At 69.2% G+C, this 19,113-nt stretch carries 14 protein-coding genes; 11 read left to right on the top strand and 3 right to left on the bottom strand.

Annotated elements, in window-relative coordinates:
* Nucleotides 1–101 precede the first annotated feature (101 nt).
* The 3 genes from ASC65_RS10495 to ASC65_RS16755 all read left to right on the top strand — a co-directional run bounded on the left by ASC65_RS10495 (nt 102) and on the right by ASC65_RS16755 (nt 1,550).
* Nucleotides 102–608, top strand: a complete 507-nt coding sequence (locus tag ASC65_RS10495) for a hypothetical protein (protein WP_056452445.1) — start codon at nt 102–104, stop codon at nt 606–608.
* Between the two features lie 54 nt (nt 609–662).
* Nucleotides 663–1,232: a BA14K family protein gene (locus ASC65_RS10490; protein ID WP_056452444.1), complete on the top strand. Its 570-nt coding sequence runs from the start codon at nt 663–665 to the stop codon at nt 1,230–1,232.
* A 177-nt stretch (nt 1,233–1,409) separates the two neighbouring features.
* The gene (locus ASC65_RS16755; protein ID WP_235561473.1) at nt 1,410–1,550 is read left to right on the top strand and encodes a hypothetical protein; all 141 of its coding nucleotides are present in this window, start codon (nt 1,410–1,412) and stop codon (nt 1,548–1,550) included.
* A 356-nt stretch (nt 1,551–1,906) separates the two neighbouring features.
* Here the strand turns inward: ASC65_RS16755 and ASC65_RS10485 are convergent, their stop codons facing one another.
* The 3 genes from ASC65_RS10485 to rplU all read right to left on the bottom strand — a co-directional run bounded on the left by ASC65_RS10485 (nt 1,907) and on the right by rplU (nt 3,468).
* Nucleotides 1,907–2,440 carry a GNAT family N-acetyltransferase gene (locus ASC65_RS10485; RefSeq protein ID WP_056452442.1) on the bottom strand — a complete coding sequence of 178 codons (534 nt, stop codon included), beginning with the start codon at nt 2,438–2,440 and terminating at the stop codon, nt 1,907–1,909.
* 168 nt (nt 2,441–2,608) lie between these two features.
* Nucleotides 2,609–2,890, bottom strand: coding sequence for a 50S ribosomal protein L27 (rpmA, locus tag ASC65_RS10480; protein ID WP_056452438.1), 282 nt, complete (start codon nt 2,888–2,890; stop codon nt 2,609–2,611).
* 53 nt (nt 2,891–2,943) lie between these two features.
* Nucleotides 2,944–3,468: a 50S ribosomal protein L21 gene (gene rplU, locus ASC65_RS10475; protein ID WP_056452435.1), complete on the bottom strand. Its 525-nt coding sequence runs from the start codon at nt 3,466–3,468 to the stop codon at nt 2,944–2,946.
* 263 nt (nt 3,469–3,731) lie between these two features.
* On the opposite strand from rplU, the gene ASC65_RS10470 reads away from it, so the two are divergent.
* The 8 genes from ASC65_RS10470 to ASC65_RS10435 all read left to right on the top strand — a co-directional run bounded on the left by ASC65_RS10470 (nt 3,732) and on the right by ASC65_RS10435 (nt 19,097).
* A complete protein-coding gene (locus ASC65_RS10470) occupies nt 3,732–7,439 on the top strand; it encodes a beta strand repeat-containing protein (protein WP_056452432.1) in 3,708 nt (1,235 codons plus the stop codon).
* A gap of 228 nt (nt 7,440–7,667) precedes the next feature.
* Nucleotides 7,668–12,938, top strand: a complete 5,271-nt coding sequence (locus tag ASC65_RS10465; RefSeq protein WP_056452430.1) for a beta strand repeat-containing protein — start codon at nt 7,668–7,670, stop codon at nt 12,936–12,938.
* A gap of 149 nt (nt 12,939–13,087) precedes the next feature.
* Nucleotides 13,088–14,140: a class I SAM-dependent methyltransferase gene (locus tag ASC65_RS10460; RefSeq protein WP_056452424.1), complete on the top strand. Its 1,053-nt coding sequence runs from the start codon at nt 13,088–13,090 to the stop codon at nt 14,138–14,140.
* A gap of 63 nt (nt 14,141–14,203) precedes the next feature.
* Nucleotides 14,204–15,664, top strand: a complete 1,461-nt coding sequence (locus ASC65_RS10455) for an alpha/beta hydrolase (protein WP_056452422.1) — start codon at nt 14,204–14,206, stop codon at nt 15,662–15,664.
* Nucleotides 15,665–15,672: 8 nt separating this feature from the next.
* On the top strand, nt 15,673–15,966 hold the full coding sequence (locus tag ASC65_RS10450; RefSeq protein ID WP_056452420.1) for a hypothetical protein: 294 nt from the start codon (nt 15,673–15,675) through the stop codon (nt 15,964–15,966).
* A 52-nt stretch (nt 15,967–16,018) separates the two neighbouring features.
* The gene (locus tag ASC65_RS10445; RefSeq protein ID WP_056452419.1) at nt 16,019–16,678 is read left to right on the top strand and encodes a hypothetical protein; all 660 of its coding nucleotides are present in this window, start codon (nt 16,019–16,021) and stop codon (nt 16,676–16,678) included.
* A gap of 81 nt (nt 16,679–16,759) precedes the next feature.
* Nucleotides 16,760–17,740: a cation diffusion facilitator family transporter gene (locus tag ASC65_RS10440; RefSeq protein ID WP_056452416.1), complete on the top strand. Its 981-nt coding sequence runs from the start codon at nt 16,760–16,762 to the stop codon at nt 17,738–17,740.
* 259 nt (nt 17,741–17,999) lie between these two features.
* A complete protein-coding gene (locus tag ASC65_RS10435; RefSeq protein WP_056452413.1) occupies nt 18,000–19,097 on the top strand; it encodes a CobW family GTP-binding protein in 1,098 nt (365 codons plus the stop codon).
* Nucleotides 19,098–19,113 lie beyond the last annotated feature (16 nt).

Here is a 19,113-nt window from a genome sequence, read left to right as displayed (position 1 = left end):
CCCACCGCCCGATATGCCGCAACCTTGACCTTATGGCGGCGTTGAGCGTCTGATCAGATGTTCTACCCGCCGCTCGACGGAGAGAGCCCATGGCAGCTCGGATGAATCTTTTGAAGCCCCTCGCCGTCGTCGCGGCCATCGCTGCCGCCGGCGTCCTCGCCGGCTGCGAGACTGTGCCTTCGGGCGGGCTGAGCGGCGGCGCGAGCCCCTTCAACGCCGCGGACTTCGCCTGGTCGACCAACTCCGGCCCCGCTTCGATCGATGGCCGGGTCGACTTCCGCCAGGACGGCCAAACCTTCACCTGCGGCTCCGTCGGTCTGACGCCGGACACCCCCTACACCCGCGCCCGATTCCGCACCCTGTACGGCTCGACCGAAAGCGCCGCCCTGCCGGAAGCCGTCGTTCGCGCGCGCACCGTGGCTGATCCCAACGCCGACTACCGCTCCTTCGTGCGGTCGGCGACCTGCCAGGATGGCCGTTTCAGCTTCAGCGGCCTGCCCTCGGGCGGCTGGTTCATCATCGCCCCGGTCAGCGCTGGAGGCGACCGCGTCGTCCTGATGCGCCACGTCGACACCCGCAACGGACGCGTCGCCGTCACCCTGCCCTAAGGTCCCAACCCTGTAGTCCCAGGCCGCGTATCGGGCCGCTCTGGAGAGTTAACCATGACCCGCCCGATCCCGACCGCCCTGCTGCTCGCCGCCGGCCTCGCCCTGGCGGCGGGAAGCGCCTCCGCCCAGTCCTGGGGCCACGACCGGTATGACCGGTACGAGCGGAGCGGGGGCTACTCCAACGCCGCGCCCTCGGCCTTCGACTGGCGCAGCCAGCTGGACCGGCCCGGCGACTATCGCTGCGACGCCTTCTGGGACGCCAACCGCACCGATTGCGGCGCCCGCTGGCGCGACCAGCGCGGCCGCTCGGGCTACGCGCCGTGGAACTCGAGCTATCGTTACGGCTACAGCGACTACGATCGCGGCTACGGTTACGGCCACGAGTCCGGGCGTCGCCGCGATTACGATTACGGGCGCAACTACGGCCACTCGGCCGGCTCGACGACCTATGAGGGCGCCTACGGACGTCCGGACCATGTCTTCCCCGGCGGCGGGCGAGGCGGGTCGTACAGCGCCGGCCGCGATCCTGGCCGCGTCGACTGGTGCCGCGCCAACTACCGCTCCTACGACCCGTACAGCGGTTATTATCGCGGCTACAGCGGCCGTTTGATCTTCTGCGGCTGAGGCAGAACGTCGGTCACTCGATCACGGAAGAGTGTGCGAGCAGCGTTCGCCATTGTTTCGCCCTGACACGCCCGCTTGGCTGACATCCGACCCGCATGGGGCGGTGGATCAGGGAGCGCGTACATGTCCCAGCATAATATTTCCGGCTCGGAAGTTTTCGGGCCGCGACCCGGAGTCATGCTCCGGTCGGTCGGCGGCAGCCTGCGCCGTAAGCGCGCGGGCAAGCCGTGGGTGGCCTTCGTCGCCGGAGCCATCGTGGCCGTGGCCGGCGGGGCGGTCGCCCTGGCGGCTATCTTCGGACCGACCCTCTTCGGTTAGGCTTACGGCCGGGGTCGCCGCCCGACGGCCCCGAGTCTTCGAAGCCTTTGGCAGCCCGGCCCTTCCCTCAGGCCGGGCTGTCGCATGTCTGGACGCGAATGGTGACGCTTGTTCGCCGCTGCCCCTCTCACCGCTCATCCCGGCGAATGCCGGGATCCAGATCATAAGGCGCACGGGGCGGCAGAAGGCCCCTGTGCTGGAGGGCCGGACTTAGAGACATCGCATCTGGATCCCGGCATTCGCCGGGATGCACGGTGGAGGGGGCATCAAACAGCCGCGCTCAAGCAGCGAGCGCTAGCGCCCTAACCCCGCGCTCAAGCAGCGAGCGCCCGCGGCGCGAGCGCTAGCGCCCTGAACTAAGCCAACCACACCATCCGGCGCGTATCGGTTTCGGCGCCTCGCGCCCGGCTGAAGCCCTGGCGGACCTCGCCGGTGTACAGGAAGCCCGCCTTTTCCAGCACACGGCCGGAGGCGGGGTTGTCGGAGAAGTGGCCGGCGACGAGGGCGCGGCGCCGCCACTGGCGCGAGGCCCAGACCACCGCGCCTTCCAGAGCCTCTGTGGCGAAGCCCCGGCCCCAGAAGGGACGTCCGATCCAGTAGCCGACCTCGGGGGCCGGGTCCCGGTCCTCGAACAGGCCGATGACCCCGACCGCGCCGTGGTCCTCGTGCTCGATCAGGAAGGTGCGGGCCTTGGCCGGATCCTGGCCGGCGACCCCGACGATGAAGTCCTCGGCGTCGTCCGCCGAGAAGGGGTGCGGCATGCGCAGGGTCATGCGGGCGATGTCGGAGTCATTGGCCAGGGCGGCCAGGCGGCTGATGTCCTGCGGTCCCGGCGAACGCAGCAGCAGGCGCCGCGTCTCGACGACGGGGGAGGGTTCGATCACGCACATGACGCTGCCTCGTTCGGTTCGCGCCGCCTCCTTGGAGGGCTCGGACGGCTTCGAGGCGGGGAAACGAAAACGGGGAGCCTGGTGATCCAGACTCCCCGCGGAAAATTTCCCTTGGTCCGGATCGCGGCTCTTGAGCCTTGCGCGATCCGGGAGGTGTTCCGTTCGCGCTTACTCGGCGGCCATAGCCTGGGTGTCGTTGGCCGGAAGAATCGACACGTAACAACGGCCACCACGTTTGGTGGTGAATTTGACCGAGCCTTCGGCGGTGGCGAACAGGGTGTGGTCGCGGCCGAGGCCGACGTTGTCACCCGGGTGGAAGGTGGTGCCGCGCTGACGCACGAGGATGTTGCCGGCCAGCACGCGCTCGCCGCCGAACTTCTTCACGCCAAGGCGCTTCGACTCGGAGTCGCGACCGTTGCGCGACGAACCACCGGATTTTTTGTGAGCCATGGGTTTGCTCCTTGTTCCTTCAGCGCGCCGGCTGCGGGCGCTCTGTTAAATTCTTACGCTTCGGTCGACTTGGCGGCGGCCTTCTTGGCCGGAGCCTTCTTGGCGGCGGCCGGCTTTTCAGCAGCGGCTTCAGCCTTCGGGGCGGCGGCCTTCTTGGCGGGCTTGGCTTCCGTTTCCTCAACGCGCGGGGCGAGGCCGCGAGCGCGCAGGTTCATTTCGGCCTTGGTCATCAGCGAGGTTTCGCCGTCCCACTTGGCCTTCTCGCCGGCGCCTTCGATGCCGGTGATGCGCAGGACCGATTCCATCTGGCGATGGCCGTTCGTGCGGCGATAGCCCTGACGACGGATCTTCTTGAAGATCTTGATCTTCTCACCCTTGCGGGTTTCGACGAGGGTCGCGGCGACCGTGGCGCCGGCGATCGTCGGGGCGCCCAGGGTCACGCCCTTGTCGCCGCCGAGCATCAGCACGTCGCCGAACGACACGTCCGAACCGGCGTCGCCATCGAGCTTTTCGACGACGATCACATCACCCGGTTGGACCCGGTACTGCTTGCCGCCGGTCTTGATCACCGCGTACATGTTGAAGCCTCAGCGTAAACGCAAAAAGATAAGCGCCCGTCGGGGGACCCCGGCGGGCGAAGAGCGGCGACATATACGGAAGGGGTCGGCCGAGTCAACGCGGACGGGCGAAAAAGCCCCGGCGGGGGCGATTTGGCCACGGCATCCCCACCGGAAGGACTAGGCGCCCTCGGCTAGCCATTTCATCCAGTATCCGAATAGGGCGATTGGGTGCATCCTTTGTGGCGGTAATGTGGTCGGGGCGGGCTTCGGAGGGCTCCCTCATGCCTGGCGCACCGCGTTTCGGCACCGTTACTCATACTCCCGGTGCAACCTACCTCGGCGTCGACTTCAACGAGAATTTCGGGGTCTCGGTCGCCTCTGCGGGCGATGTGAACAATGACGGCGTCGCCGACCTGATCATCGGCGCGGACCTCGATGACGTCGGCGGCATGAACCGCGGCAGCGCCCGGGTGGTCTCGGGCGTCGACGGCGCCACTCTCTATACCTTCCTCGGAGACGCCGCCGGCGACTTCTTCGGCCACTCGGTGGCGGGCGCAGGGGACGTCAACGGCGACGGCTTCGATGATCTGCTGGTCGGCGCCTGGGTCGGGGACGCCAACGGTACGGACTCGGGTTTCGCCCGCATCCTGTCCGGCGCTGACGGTACGATCCTTCGCACCTTCGTCGGCGACTCCATCTCGGACCGCATGGGAACCGCGGTCGCCTCGGCCGGGGACGTGGACGGCGACGGCGCGGCCGACATCATCGTCGGGGCCAGTCTCGACGATGACGGCGGTCTCAACGCCGGCAGCGCCCGGGTCTTCTCCGGCGCCACGGGCGCGGTTCTGTGGACCTTCCACGGCGCCGAGCCGGCGGACAATTTCGGCACCTCCGTGGCCTCCGCCGGCGATGTCGACGGCGATGGCCGGGCGGACCTGATCATCGGCGCCTGGCAAGCCAACGGGGCGGGGGCCAATGCCGGGCTGGCCCAGGTCTACTCCGGAGCGACCGGTCTCCTCCTGCATACCTTCACCGGCAGCGCGGCGGCTGATCAGTTCGGAGTCTCCGTGGCCTCGCTCGGCGACATCGACGGCGACGGCCTGGCGGACCTGGCCGTCGGGGCCAACCTCGACGACAACATGGGGCCGAACTCCGGCAGCGTGACCGCCTTCTCGGGCGCGACCGGCGCCGTCCTGTGGTCGATCAACGGCTCCAGCGGGGCGGACCAGTTCGGGACTTCGATCGCCAACGCCGGCGACGTCGACGGCGACGGAGTCGATGACCTGATCATCGGCGCGCCCGAGGATAACGCCACCTTCGGCTCGGCCCGGCTGGTCTCCGGCGCCACGGGCGGCACGCTCGCCCTGTTCACCGGAGACGCCAGCGGCGACAATTTCGGCTTCTCCGTCTCGACGGCCGGCGACCTGAACGGCGACGGTTTCGCGGACGTCATCGTCGGCGCTGACGACGTCGGAACCAACGGCCTGGTCTCGGGGGCGGCGCGGGTGTTCCTGTCGCAGTTCTCCGGCGGGCTGGGCGGCCTCGTGGCCTTCACCGAGCACGATCCCGGCGTCCTCCTCGACAATGACGTCGCCCTGGCCGACGCCGAGCTCGACTTCGCCAACAGCTACGCCGGCGCCACCCTGACCCTCTCCCGGGTGGGCGAGCCCAGTGTGGACGACTTCTTCGCCGGGTCCGGCGCGGTCAGCCTGGTCGATGGCGACCTGATCGTATCGGGCGTGACCATCGGGACCTACGTCCAGGAAGGCGGCCAACTGGTCATCGCCTTCGGCGCGGCGGCGACCTCGACCCTGTCCGACGGCGTGCTGCGGGCCATCACCTACGCCAACCTATCGCACACGCCGCCCGCCTCTGTGGACATCGAGATCGTCTTCAACGACGGCGATCCGGACCTGCCCCAGTCGGTGTCGGGCGTGATCAGCGTCAACATCACCGCGGTGGAGGACCTGCCCCAGGCCTTCGACGACGCCGTCGCCGCCCCCGAGACTGGCGTCCTCGCCGGCAGCGTCTTCGCTGACAACGGCTCGGGCGCCGACAATGATTTCGACGGCCCGGCCATCGCGGTCGGCTCGGTCAACGGCTCCGCCTTGAACGTCGGCCAGCCGATCCTCCTGGCCTCGGGAGCCGTCCTGACGGTCAATGCCGACGGGACCTTCACCTACAACCACGGGACGCTGTTCACGGGCCTGGGCGGCCCGCTCTCGGGCGCGGCCAACACCGCCTTCAGCGAGACCTTCACCTACGCCCTGACCACGGGTGAGACGGCGACCGTGACCGTCACCGTCAATGGCGAGGACGGCGAGCTCGACCTCCTGCTCGGCAGCGCCGGAGCAGACGACATGGACGGCGGCGTCGGGGACGATCAGGTCCGGGGGAGCGCCGGCGACGACTTGCTGGATGGCGGCGAGGGGACCGACGTTCTCGTCTACGCCGACTCGACCGCCGGCGTGTCCGTCAACCTCGCCGCCGGCCGCGCGACCAATGACGGCCAGGGCGGCGCTGACAGCTTGTCGAACTTCGAGAACGTCACCGGCTCGGCCTTCGACGACGTGCTGGTGGCCTCCGGCTCGGCCAACCGGCTGGTCGGCGGCGCAGGCGCGGACACCTTGGTCGGCCTCGGCGGGGCGGATGTGCTGATCGGCGGGGCGGGCGCCGCCAACCAGCTGATCGGCGGCGACGGCGACGACCAGTATTTCGTCACCGCCAACGACTCGGTCATCGAGCTCGCCGGACAGGGGCGCGACCGGGTCCTGACCGACCGCCTGACCTTCACCCTGACGGCCAATGTCGAGGAGCTGGTCTACACTGGCCTCGGCGCCTTCACCGGCCGGGGCAATGCGCTGGATAACTTCATCGCCGGCGCGGGCGGGGCCGACAGCCTCAGCGGCGGGGCCGGGCGCGATATCCTGATCGGCGGAGCGGGGGTCGACCGGGCCGACTATTCCACCGCCGCGGCTGGCGTCATCGCCAGCCTCCTGGCCGCTTCAGCCTCGGCCGACGGGGATGGCTCCACGGATCAACTGTTCGGCCTCGAGGATCTGCGGGGCTCCGCCTTCGCCGACCGCCTGGGCGGCGACGCCGGCGCCAACAGGCTGGAAGGGCAGGCGGGGGCCGATGTCCTGGCCGGGCGCGGCGGGGCGGACATCCTGTCGGGCGGCGGCGGGATCGACACGGCCGACTACGCCGCGGCCGCCGCGCGTGTCTCGGCCTCCCTGCAGACCGGGCTGGCGACGACGGATGGCGACGGCGGAGCGGATGCGTTCGACTCGATCGAGAACCTGATCGGCTCGGCCTTCGACGACCTGCTGTACGGCAACGCCCTGGGCAACGCCCTGTCTGGCGGGGCCGGCCGCGACGTGCTGGTCGGTCTGGCCGGCGCCGACGTGCTTTCGGGCGGCCAGGGCGTCGCCAACCAGTTGATCGGGGGGACCGGCGACGACGTCTATATAGTCGAGGCCGTCGGCGACTCGATCGTCGAGGCGGCCGGCGAGGGGACCGACACCGTCCGCACGACCCTCGACCGCTTCTTCCTCGGGGCCAATCTCGAGAACGCCGCCTACCTTGGCGCCGGCGCGGCGACCTTGACCGGCAATGGTCAGGCCAATGTGCTGACCGGCGGGGCGGGGGCGGACACCCTCGCGGGCGGACTCGGCAACGACAGCCTGGCCGGCGGCGAGGGCCAGGATACGGCGGTGATGCTGGGGCTCAGCACCGACTACTTCTTTGTCGACCTCGGCGACGGCCGCATTCGCATCGCCGACCGCGTCGCCGGGCGGGACGGGGTCGACACCCTGGTGAGCGTCGAGTCGGTGCGCTTTTCCGACGGAGTCGTCATGGCTGTCCCGGCGCCCGCGGTTCCCGCGGCCCTGCTCGCCAAGGATGTCGGCGCGCCCTTCGTCCTCCCGGGCCTGGAGGACGACGCCCTGGCGCGCCGCGGCTTCGATCCGGACGACTGGCTGCAGGGCTGATCTTCGCGGCGGCAGTCCTGGCTCAAACGGCGCCTTCACCACACGAATGGCTGCCGTAGATACGCGTAACCCGGGTCTTCTCGATTCGCGGTATGGGCGCAGAATCCTCCTCAGGGCCTGTCAGGTTGAATTTTGCGCGCCTTTAAGGTTTAGGTAAGCGGGTAGGGCGTCCGGAGGGGCGCGCCCGTGCCGGCCCCTGTCGCCGCGCGCGATGGCAGGGGAAGCAGCATGCCGGTCACTTTCAGCGAACAATCCACCGCCACCTTTCCGCAGCCCGCCGCCGGCGGCCGGATGAGCTTCATCGACGCTGACAGCGACGGTGATCTGGACATCCTGTACCAGACCGGCGCCAACGGCACGGCCTTCCAGTACGCCCGCTCGAACGGCGACGGCACCTACACCATTCTGGCCCTGGGCTCCTCGCCCTTCGCGGGCCTGACCATTCCGGACCACAACGGCGGCAATTTCCACGTCGGCGACATCGACGGCGACGGCGACATGGATCTGTGGGCCGGCCAATCGACCGGTGCGGGCACGGGCAGCTATTTCCGCAACGACAACGGGACGTTCACCTCCCAGTCGTCGGCCACGTACCCGCAGCCGGGCGCCTCGTCCCGCGTGGTCATGGCTGATTTCGACGGCGATGGCGACGCCGACATGCTCTACCAGACGGTGGGCAACGGCACGGCCTTCCAGTACGCCCAGTCCAACGGCGACGGGACTTACACCCTGCTGGCCCAAGCCGCCTCGCCCTTCGCCGGCGTGACGCTGCTGGACAACAGCGGCGGCACGCACGTCGCCGCCGACTTCGACGGCGACGGCGACCTCGACCTTTGGAACACCCAGGCGAGCACCACCGGCGCCTATTTCCGCAATGACGGCGGGACGTTCTCGAGCCAGTCTTCGGCCACCTTCCCGGCTCCGGCCGCGATCACGCGCATTGTCGTCGGCGACTTCGATTCCGACGGCGACGCCGACATTCTCTACCAGACCGCCGGCGACGGCTCGGCCTGGCAGTACGCCCGCTCCAACGGCGACGGCACGATGACCATCCTGTCGCAGGCGTCGTCGCCCTTCGCCGGCGTGACCCTGGTCAACCACAATGGGTCGAATTTCATCGCCGGCGACGTTGACGGCGACGGCGACCACGACGTTCTGGGCGTGCTCAACAGCACCCAGGGCGAGTTTTACCTGGCCAACGGCAAGCCGCCCGAGATCGTCAGTTCGACCCCGTCCGACAACGGCACGGGCGTCGCCGTCGGCGCCAACATCGTCCTGACCTTCGACGAGTCCGTCGTGAAGGGCTCGGGCAACATCTACATCTATCGCGGCGACGGGACCCTGATCGAGACGATCAGCGTCGGTTCGGCCCAGGTCACGGGCTCGGGCACGACCTGGACAATTGATCCGTCGGTGACCCTCGCGGGCCTGACCAACTATTACGTTCTCACCGACGACGGCATCTTCGCCGACGCCGACGGCTCGATCTTCGCGGGCATCAGCGACGCCATCACGCTGAACTTCACCACGGCGGCGGCGAACACCGCCCCGACCTTCACCAACCTGAACGGCGACACGGCCGGCTTCACGGAGAACGTGTCGGGCGCCGTGCGGCTCGACATGGGCCAGAATGCGACCGTCGCCGACGCCGAACAGGCGAACTTCAACGGCGGCGCCTTGACCGTTACGATCACCGCCAACGGCGTCGCCGCCCAGGACGTGCTCAGCGTCGCCAACATCGGCACGGGCGCGGGTCAGATCAGCGTCTCGGGCGCAAACATCAGCTATCAGGGCGTCCAGATCGCCACCTTCACCGGCGGGACCGCCGGCGCCGCTCTGACCATCACCCTTGACGCCGACGCCACTCCCGCCGCGACCCAGGCCCTGGTCCGGGCGCTGCAGTACAACAACACCTCCGACGCGCCGACCTCGGCGACGCGCACCATCACGACCGTCCTCACCGACGGAGCGGGCGGAACCAGCGCGACCCAGACCACCACTGTAACCCTTTCCGCCGCCAACGACCCCCACACCGGCGGCGCCTCGATCACCGGCACGGCGACCGAGAACCAGGTCCTCACCGCCGTCTCGACCATCGCCGATCCCGATGGCCTGGGGACCCTGCACTATCAGTGGCAGCGCGACACCGGCGGCGGCTTCGTCAACGTCGGGTCCGACCAAGCGACCTACACGCTCGGCGACGCCGACGTCGGCGGCGTAATCCGCACGGTGATCTACTACACCGACGCCGGCGGCACGGTGGAATCGGCGACCAGCGCATCCACGGCGGCCATCGCAGCCACCAACGACCCGCACACCGGCGGCGCCGCGCTCACCGGCACGGCGACCGAGAACCAGGTCCTGACCGCCGTCTCGACCCTGGCTGACGCCGACGGTCTCGGGACCCTTCACTACGATTGGCAGCGCGACACCGGCGCGGGCTTCGTCTCAATCGGAGCGGCCGACCAAGCGACCTACACCCTCGGCGACGCCGACGTGGGGGGCGTGGTCCGCGTGGTCATCAGCTACACCGACGGCCAGGGGTTCGCGGAATCGGCGACCAGCGCCGGAACGGCGGCCATCGCCGGGGTCAACGACCCGCACACCGGCGGCGCCTCGATCACCGGTACGGCGACCGAAGACCAGGTCCTGACCGCCGTCTCCACCATCGCGGACGCAGACGGTCTCGGGACGCTGCACTACCAGTGGCAGCGCGACACCGGCGCGGGCTACGTCAACGTCGGGTCTGACCAGGCCACCTACACCCTCGGCGACGCCGACGTCGGCGGCGTGGTCCGCGTGGTGATCTACTACACCGACGCCGGCGGCACGGTGGAATCGGCGACCAGCGCCGGCACCGCGGCCATCGCCAACGTCAACGACGCTCCGACGCTCAGCCTCACGGCCGCCACCGCGACCTTCACCGAAGGCGACGCCGCGGTTGACCTGTTCTCCGGCCTGAGCGCCGCGAACATCGAGTCGGGCCAGGAACTGTCGGTGCGACTGAGCATCACCGGCGTGGTCGACGGGGCGAACGAGAGCATCGTCCTTTCCGGCGTACCCATGCTCCTGATCCCCGGCAGCCCGGACATCCAGCCGGCGCCGGGCGGCGCCGTCATGTACCAGATCACCGCCGGCGCCCTGCCGGGGGAACTGATCCTGACCATCGTCGGGATGACCTCGACCTCCCACCTGGAGCAGGTCCTCAACGGGATGTCGTATCAGGTCACCGGCGACAATCCGACGGCCGGGGACCGCCAGATCACCGTCGTTTCGATCACCGACAACGGCGGCACCGCGAACGGCGGCGTCAACACCAGCGCGGTCAATGAGACCGCGACCATCACCGTCGTGGCCGCAGATGATGCGCCGGTGGCGGGGGATGACTCCGACTCGACCCTCGAGAGCGTCGTGCTCAACGGCTCCGTGTTCGGCAACGACTCCGACGTCGACGGCCCGGCCCTCGAGATCAGCGAGGTCAACGGTTCGGCCGCCGCGGTCGGAAGCCAGATCTCCCTGGCCTCGGGCGCCCTGCTGACCGTCAACGCCGACGGCACCTACAGCTACGATCCGAACGACGCCTTCAACGCCCTGTCTGGCCCGGCTTCGGGCGGCACCAACCTGACCGCCACGGACACCTTCACCTACACCCTGACCAACGGGAACACCGCCACGGTCACGGTCACCATCGTCGGCGAGGACAGCCCGGGCGATTCGGTGCAGGGCGACAGCGGCGATAACACCCTGACCGCCGGCGACGGCGAGGACACCCTGGTCGGCGGCGGCGGCAACGACGCTCTCGACGGCGGCGACGGCGAAGACACCGCCGACTACTCCGGCTCGACCGGCGGCGTGCACATCCGCCTGAACGGCGGCTTCGGCAGCGACGGCGAGGGCGGCACCGACACGCTCACCAACATCGAGAACCTGATCGGCTCGGCCAACAACGACATCCTGATCGGCGCCGCTGGCGGTAATCTCCTGTCGGGCGGCGCGGGGTCGGACGTCCTGATCGGCCTGGACGGCGACGACCTCCTGGTCGGCGGCGCCGGCGCGGCCAACCAGCTGCAGGGCGGTCAGGGCGACGACACCTATTTCGTCGAGGCCAACGACACGGTGGTCGAGCTTGAGAACCAAGGCCACGACCGCATCTTCACCAGCCGAAACAACATGACGCTGGTGGCGAACGTCGAGGAACTGCACTTCACCGGCGCCGGACCCTTCACCGGCATCGGCAACGACCTGGACAACACCATCGTCGGCGGCGTGTTCGACGACACCCTGGTCGGCGGCTTCGGAAACGACATCCTGAACGGCGGCACGGGCGGCAGCGACACCGTCTCCTACGCCGCCACGGGCCTGGCCGTGTTCGTCAACCTGGCCAACAACATCGCGGCCGGCTTCCTCGGCACGGACACGCTGATCAGCATCGAGAATGTGATCGGCTCGTCCAGCAACGACGTGATCGCGGGCGACGCCAACGCCAATCGGCTGTCCGGCGGTGCGGGCGACGACTTCCTCACCGGCCGCGGCGGCAATGACGTGCTGCAGGGCGGCCTCGGCGTGGACACCGTCGACTACCAGGACGCCGCATCCGGCGTAGTGGTCCGCCTCGACCTGTCGACGGCCCAGGACGGCGACGGGGGCGTCGACACCCTCTCGTCGATCGAGCGTATCTGGGGCTCGGCCTTCAACGACCTGATCATCGGCAACGCCGGAGCCAATTCCCTCAGCGGCGGCGAAGGGGCCGACGTCCTGATCGGCCGTGACGGCAACGACACCCTGATCGGCGGATCGGGCGCGGCCAACACCCTGTACGGCGGCGCGGGCGACGATTTCTATGTGGTCAGCGCCAACGACACGATCCACGAGCTGGCCGGCGAAGGCACCGACACGGTCCAGACGGACCGCGCCTACTATGCGCTCGCGGCCAATATCGAGAACCTCGAGTATGACGATGACGGCGACTTCGCCGGCGTCGGCAACGCCCTGAACAACGTCATCACCGGCGGCGTAGGCCGGGACACCCTGAGGGGCGGCCAGGGCAATGACACCCTCAACGGCGGCGACGGCTACGACACCGCCCAGTACGCGGGCACGCTCTCGCAGTACACGATCGAAAGCCTCGGCGGCGGCCAGTACCGCGTCACGGACACGGTCGCCGGTCGAGATGGCGTGGACATCGTCGACGGCATCGAGCAGCTCCGCTTCTCGGATCAGATCAGCGTTCTGGGCGGCGCCGGCGCGCCGGTCCTGTCTGCCAAGGAGATGGCGGCGGCCGTATCGCCGCTGATGGACGACGGCTTCTTCCTGCCGAAGGACCTCGACCTGCCGCAGATCCTTCCGGACGCGTTCGACCCCTTCGCCGCCCCGGCGTTCGACGGACCGGTCTTCGCCCTGGCCAGCGAGGCTACCGCCGGCCTTGCCGACTCCGGAATGCTGCACGCCGCTCTCAACGTGCATCACGAAGCTGTCTTCGACGACGACTGGCTGATGTGACGGCCTCCGCTGTCGGGGGGCGGTCCTATGACCTTCCTCCGATGGCGGGCCTCTCCCGTCGGGTGTAAGCAGGCGCCTCCATTTTTCCGCGTTGCCCGCCGGCCGGGCTCCGCCGGCTGTCTGCGGACGCGCGCCGTCGGAGAGGGATCATGGATCAGCAGCGTCTCGATCAATTCATGGGCAAGATGGTCGGCGACCTCGGGGCCGCGGTTTCGGCCGCCCTGGTCGTCGTCGGCGACAAGCTCGGCCTCTACAAATCCCTGGCTGAGGGCGGCCCGCAGACCCCGGCCCAGCTCGCCGAGCGCGCCGGCGCCCGCGAACGCTACGTCCGCGAATGGCTGAACGCCCAGGCCGCCTCGGGCTATGTCGACTATGATGCGGCCAGCGGCGCCTACAGCCTCAACGACGAACAGGCCATGGTCTTCGCCCGTGAGGGCGAGCCGACCTTCATGGCCGGCGGCTTCGAGATCGTCGCCTCCCTGTTCCGCGACGAGCCGCGCATCACCGAGGCCTTCAAATCGGGCGAGGGCGTCGGCTGGCACGAGCACGACAAATGCCTGTTCCGCGGCACCGAGCGTTTCTTCCGCGCCGGCTACAACGCCTATCTGGTGGACGCCTGGCTGCCCGCGCTCGAGGGCGTCGTCGACAAGCTGAAGACGGGCGCCCGCGTCGCCGACATCGGCTGCGGCCACGGGGCCTCGACCGTGATCATGGCCAAGGCCTTCCCCAAGTCCGAGTTCTTCGGCTTCGACTACCACGGCCCCTCGATCGAGCGCGCCGCGGCGATCGCCGAGGAAGAGGGCGTCGCCGCCAACACCCATTTCTCGGTCGCTTCGGCCAAGGGGTTCGAGGGCGAGGGCTTCGACCTGGCCTGCATCTTCGACGCCCTGCACGACATGGGCGACCCGGTCGGCGCCGCCGCACACATCCGTCAGGCGCTCAAGCCGGACGGGACCTGGCTGCTGGTCGAGCCCTTCGCCCACGACCGGGCCGAGGACAACCACAACCCGGTCGGCCGCATCTTCTATTCAGCCTCGACCATGATCTGCACCCCGGCCTCGTTGAGCCAGGAGGTCGGCCTCGGCCTCGGGGCCCAGGCGGGCGAGGCGCGGCTCCGGTCGGTCTGCACCGAGGCGGGCTTCACCCGCTTCCGCCGTGTGGCCGAAACTCCATTCAACCTGATCTTCGAGGTTCGCCCCTGATCGAGGACTTGCGGAAAATCCGGCGTGGAGCTTGAACGGATCGCGATCCAGGAAAGGCTCCTCATGCTGACGCGTATTCTGACCGGCGCGGTCCTCGCGCTCGCGGCCTTCGTGACCGCGCCCACGGCCGTCTCCGCCGCCGAACCGGTCTTCACGGCCAAGGCGTGTCCGGCCGACTGGCCCACGAGCCGGGTCGAGTGCGGGACCCTGACCGTCGACGAAGCGCGCGACGGCTCGTCCAGCCGCCGCATCGACATCGCCGTCGCCATCGTCCGCGCCAGCAACCCCCACAAGGACGCTTCCGGCCAGGCCTTGCCGCCGGTGGTGGTCTTCCACGGCGGCCCGGGCGGCGCCTCGGTCTCCAACGTCGGCCGCATCGTGCAGCGTCTCGAAGCCCAGCCGGACGCCAACCTGCTGATGGCCGTCGACCAGGACTGGATCTTCTTCGACCAGCGCGGCGGCGGCCTCTCCAGTCCGTCGATGGACTGCCCCGGCGCCGAGATCACCGATGCGGGCCCGCCCTCGGACGAGGACGCCGAGCTGCTCAAGGCGTGCCTCAAGGGCTTCCAGGACCAGGGCGTGAACTTCGCCCACTACAACGTCGCCGCCGTGGCCCAGGACATGCGCGACCTGGCCAAGGTGCTGAACCTGCCGAAGATCGACCTCTACGGCGGCTCCTACGGCCCGCGGGTCGAGGCCGCCGTCATCACCCACGCGCCCGAGATCGTTCGCGTCGCCGTCATGGACAGCCCCTGGCCGCCCGAGGGCAACTGGGCCGTCGGCACGCCCGAGCAGGTCTCCGCCGCGGTGAAGATCCTCCTCGCCAAATGCCAGGCCCAGCCGGCCTGCGCCGCCCGCCACCCTGACCTGCAGGCCCGCTTCGAGGCGAACGCCCGCCTGTGGCTGGCCGGCCCCCAGACCGGCAAGGACGGCCGGACCTTCACCGTCGACGACCTGTCGGCCTTCCTGATGGACACCCTCTACTCGCGCACCGGCGTGCCCAGCCTGCCGGCGGACCTGGAGAAGATCATCGCCGGCGACCTGTCGCCCGTGGCCGGTGTGGCCGAGAACCGGACCTACTATTTCGAGGGTCAGCAGCTGGCCTACATCTGCAAGGAGGAGTTGCCCTTCGAGTCGGCCGAGCGCGTGGCCGCCGGCGCCAAGGGCGACCCGGTGGCCGAGGTGCTGGTCCCTTCGCTCAACCGCCTTTTCGATGTCTGCAAGGCGGTCGACTCCGGCCCGGCCGATCCGATCGAGAACCAGCCGGTGACGACGGACATCCCGACCCTGTTCGTCGCCGCCGAGATCGACCCGGGCTGCCCGCCGCCGCTGACCGAGGCCGCCGCCAAGGGCTATTCGAACAGCCAGGTGGTCATCGTCACCAACGCCACCCACGGCGTCATCGGCGCCAGCGTCTGCACCCAGAAGATGGCCCGCGACTTCCTGCGCGATCCGTCCAAGCCGGTCGACCGCAGCTGCCTGCCGGCCCCCGGCACGCCGCTGGAGTTCACCGAGTCGGAGTAGGGCCCGCTATGTTTACGATCGGCCTAGCCGTCGCGGCGATCTGCGTCTTCGTCTACTGGGCTGCGATCGTGGTGATGCACTTCAATGCGGGGGTCATCGCCGCCCGTTCTGGCATCAGCGGCTTCGCCTTCCCGATCATCCTCTGGACGCCGACGAACGCGTCCGACCATCTGCGCGGCCTGTTCGGCCACCAGTACAGCAACCTCGGCCTTCTCTGGATCCCCGTCTGGGCGGCGCGCCTCGGCCTGGTCGTCGGATGTCTTGCCGTCATCACGCTCTGGTTCGCCCCTCTGCCGGCCTGACGCGCAACAAACCTCTCGACTGTTATAAAGTAACACGCTACAGGGTCGGGCGATGGCCCCGCCCGACCTTCAGCAACCGATCCTGCTTTCCGTGCTCGGAGGTGGCCTGGCGACAGCCTTCCTGCACGCCGCCCTGCCGACCCACTGGCTGCCCTTCGTCCTCGTCGGCCGCGCCCAGCGCTGGAGCCTGGCCCGCGTCATGGCGGCCGTGGTCGCCGCCGGCCTCGCCCACATCGCCGCCACCGCCTTCGTCGGCGGCCTGATCGTTCTGGCCGGGCTGGCGCTCGACCAGTGGATCGCCGGCATCCTGCCGCACCTGTCGGCGGTCTTCCTCTTCCTGTTCGGCGGCTTCTATCTGGTCCGCGCCCTGATCCGCGGGCCCCAGTTGGCCGGCGGGCCCCAGCTCGATCTGGCCGAGCCCTCGGTGTCCCACGCCGCCGCCTTCGGCGGGCTTGTCGCGATGATGGCCTTGTCGCCGGGCGAGGTGCTGCTGCCCTTCTACCTGACCCAGGCCGAGGCCGGCGCCGGCATGCTGGCGCTGCTGACCCTGATCTTCGCCGTCGGCACCATCGCCGGCATGGCCGTGTTCACCCTGCTGGCGCGGGCCGGCTGGTCGGTGCTGCGCCTGGAGCGCTGGGCCCGCTACGAGGGCGCCGTGCTCGGCCTGGCCCTGATCGCCGTCGGCGTGCTGGTGGTCCTCAATCAGCACTAGGCTGATAGGTTATATATTAACAATCAAAGACTTAGTTCGCGGCGGCGTTGACCCCTCGCCGCGCGGGGCCTAGGAGGGGACATGGCGCACGACCACGGGCATCCGCACGGCCACGACGGCCATGATCACCCCGATCATGACGACCATGGTCATGACCACGGGCACGACCACTCGCACGCCCACGGCCATCACCACCACGGTCCGGTCGACACCGGCGACTGGCGCTACGCCGTCGGTCTGCTGGTCAATCTCGCCTTCGTCGGCGTCGAGGTCGGCGCCGGCCTGTGGAGCGGCTCGACCGCCCTGCTGGCCGATGCGGGCCACAACCTGTCCGACGTGCTCGGCCTGGCCATGGCCGGTGGAGCGGCCTGGCTGGCCCGGCGCAGCGGCGGGACGCACCACACCTACGGCTTCGGCAAGGCCACCGTCCTGGCCGCCCTGGCCAACGCCATCCTGCTGATCTTCGCCTGCGGGGCCATCGCCCTGGAGGCCGTCCGCCGCCTCAACAGCGACGCCGAGGTCCACTCGGCCACGGTCATGATCGTCGCCGGCGTCGGCTTCGTCATCAACCTGGGCACCGCCCTGCTGTTCATGCGCGACCAGCACTCGGACCTGAACGCCCGCGGGGCCTATCTGCACATGCTGGCCGACGCCGCCGTCTCCATCGGCGTGGTCATCGCCGGGGCGGTGATCCTGTTCACCGGCTGGTCGATCATCGACCCGCTGGTCAGCCTGGTCATCGTGGCAGTGATCCTGATCGGCACCTGGGGCCTGCTCAAGGACTCGGTCAACCTGGCCCTGGACGCGGCCCCGCGCGGCGTCGACGTCGACGCCATCCGCACCGCCTTCCTGGCCCTGCCGGGCGTCAGCGCCGTGCACGACCTGCACGTCTGGGGCCTGTCGACCACCGAAACCGCCCTGACCGCCCACCTGGTCCACGACCGCCCCGACGCCGGCGCCCTGCTGGAAGAGGCGCAAGGCCTCGCCCGCACCCGCTTCAAGATCGGCCACACGACGCTGCAGCTCGAGGCAGGCGCCCTCCCGGACTGTCCCGACTGCTGAGCGCGCCGCGGGCGTCGGCTGGTTCGTCACGAAGGGCACCAAGGCTTCACAAAGGACACGAAGGGACCGTGCGCCCGCGAACGACGCGGCACGCGTCCATCCCCTCAAGGATTTGAGGCGCTTCGCGCGACGCGCCCCCGCTCCCTTCGTGTTCTTCGTGCTCCCTTGGTGTCCTTCGTGACGAACCAGAACTGCCAGACCCAAACCCCACGCGCAGCCCGGTCTGGCGCTCGGCCTCTCCCGCCCCTAGATGAGCGCCATGACCGATACCGCTTCCGGCAAGATCCCCGTCACCGTCCTCACCGGCTACCTCGGCGCCGGCAAGACCACCCTGCTCAACCGCATCCTCACCGAGGACCACGGCAAGCGCTACGCCGTCATCGTCAACGAGTTCGGCGAGATCGGCATCGACAACGACCTGGTGGTCGGCGCCGACGAGGACGTGTTCGAGATGAACAACGGCTGCGTCTGCTGCACCGTGCGCGGCGACCTGATCCGTGTCGTCGCCGGCCTGATGAAGCGCCAGCGCCCGGGCAAGCCCGCCTTCGACGCCATCATCGTCGAGACCACGGGCCTGGCCGACCCCGGCCCGGTGGCGCAGACCTTCTTCGTCGACGAGGACGTCAAGGCCAAGACCGAGCTGGACAGCGTCACCGCCCTGGTCGACGCCAAGCACGTCATGGCCCGCCTCGACGACTCCAAGGAGGCCCGCGAACAGGTCGCCTTCGCCGACCGCATCATCCTCAACAAGGTCGACCTGGCTTCGGACATCGAGCTGGCCGAGGTGGAGCGCCGCCTGCGCAAGCTCAATCCGCTGGCCCCCATCACCCGCGCCACCCGCGCCGACGTGCCGCTGGACCAGGTGCTGGGCCTCGGCGGCTTCGACCTCGAGCGGATCCTCGACATCAACCCGCAGTTCGCCAACCCCGCCCACGGCGAGGAAGGCCATGTCCACGACGAGCACTGCGGCCATGATCATCACGGCCACGACCATGATCATCATCACCACGCCCACGAGCACGAGCACGCCCATGGCGGCGCGCGCGGTCACGCCCACGAGGACGACATCAAGGGCGTCTCACTGTCGATCGACGGGCCGATGGATGGGCAGAAGTTCACCGCCTGGCTGGACCGGCTGCTCGGCGAGCAGGGCCAGAACATCCTGCGCGCCAAGGGCATCATCGACGTCCAGGGCGAGGATCGCCGCTTGGTCTTCCAGGCCGTGCACATGATCCTCGAGGGCGATCTGCAGAAGCCCTGGGGGGCCAACGAACGCCGCTGGTCTCGCGCCGTCTTCATCGGCCGCGATCTCGACGAGGCGGAACTGAAGCGCGGCTTCGAGGCTTGCGCCGCCTGACACCCTGAAGGAGCTC

Origin of the sequence: Brevundimonas sp. Root1279, assembly GCF_001425945.1 — a bacterium.
In the GTDB taxonomy this organism is placed as follows: Bacteria; Pseudomonadota; Alphaproteobacteria; order Caulobacterales; family Caulobacteraceae; genus Brevundimonas.
This window is presented reverse-complemented; position numbering and strand designations above follow the sequence as displayed.

Bases quoted from the DNA above. Each gene is read 5' to 3' on its own strand.
- ASC65_RS10495 (WP_056452445.1), top strand. From the start codon at position 102: ATGAATCTTTTGAAGCCCCTCGCCGTCGTCGCGGCCATCGCTGCCGCC.
- ASC65_RS10490 (WP_056452444.1), top strand. From the start codon at position 663: ATGACCCGCCCGATCCCGACCGCCCTGCTGCTCGCCGCCGGCCTCGCC.
- ASC65_RS16755 (WP_235561473.1), top strand. From the start codon at position 1,410: ATGCTCCGGTCGGTCGGCGGCAGCCTGCGCCGTAAGCGCGCGGGCAAG.
- ASC65_RS10485 (WP_056452442.1), bottom strand. From the start codon at position 2,440: ATGTGCGTGATCGAACCCTCCCCCGTCGTCGAGACGCGGCGCCTGCTG.
- rpmA (WP_056452438.1), bottom strand. From the start codon at position 2,890: ATGGCTCACAAAAAATCCGGTGGTTCGTCGCGCAACGGTCGCGACTCC.
- rplU (WP_056452435.1), bottom strand. From the start codon at position 3,468: ATGTACGCGGTGATCAAGACCGGCGGCAAGCAGTACCGGGTCCAACCG.
- ASC65_RS10470 (WP_056452432.1), top strand. From the start codon at position 3,732: ATGCCTGGCGCACCGCGTTTCGGCACCGTTACTCATACTCCCGGTGCA.
- ASC65_RS10465 (WP_056452430.1), top strand. From the start codon at position 7,668: ATGCCGGTCACTTTCAGCGAACAATCCACCGCCACCTTTCCGCAGCCC.
- ASC65_RS10460 (WP_056452424.1), top strand. From the start codon at position 13,088: ATGGATCAGCAGCGTCTCGATCAATTCATGGGCAAGATGGTCGGCGAC.
- ASC65_RS10455 (WP_056452422.1), top strand. From the start codon at position 14,204: ATGCTGACGCGTATTCTGACCGGCGCGGTCCTCGCGCTCGCGGCCTTC.
- ASC65_RS10450 (WP_056452420.1), top strand. From the start codon at position 15,673: ATGTTTACGATCGGCCTAGCCGTCGCGGCGATCTGCGTCTTCGTCTAC.
- ASC65_RS10445 (WP_056452419.1), top strand. From the start codon at position 16,019: ATGGCCCCGCCCGACCTTCAGCAACCGATCCTGCTTTCCGTGCTCGGA.
- ASC65_RS10440 (WP_056452416.1), top strand. From the start codon at position 16,760: ATGGCGCACGACCACGGGCATCCGCACGGCCACGACGGCCATGATCAC.
- ASC65_RS10435 (WP_056452413.1), top strand. From the start codon at position 18,000: ATGACCGATACCGCTTCCGGCAAGATCCCCGTCACCGTCCTCACCGGC.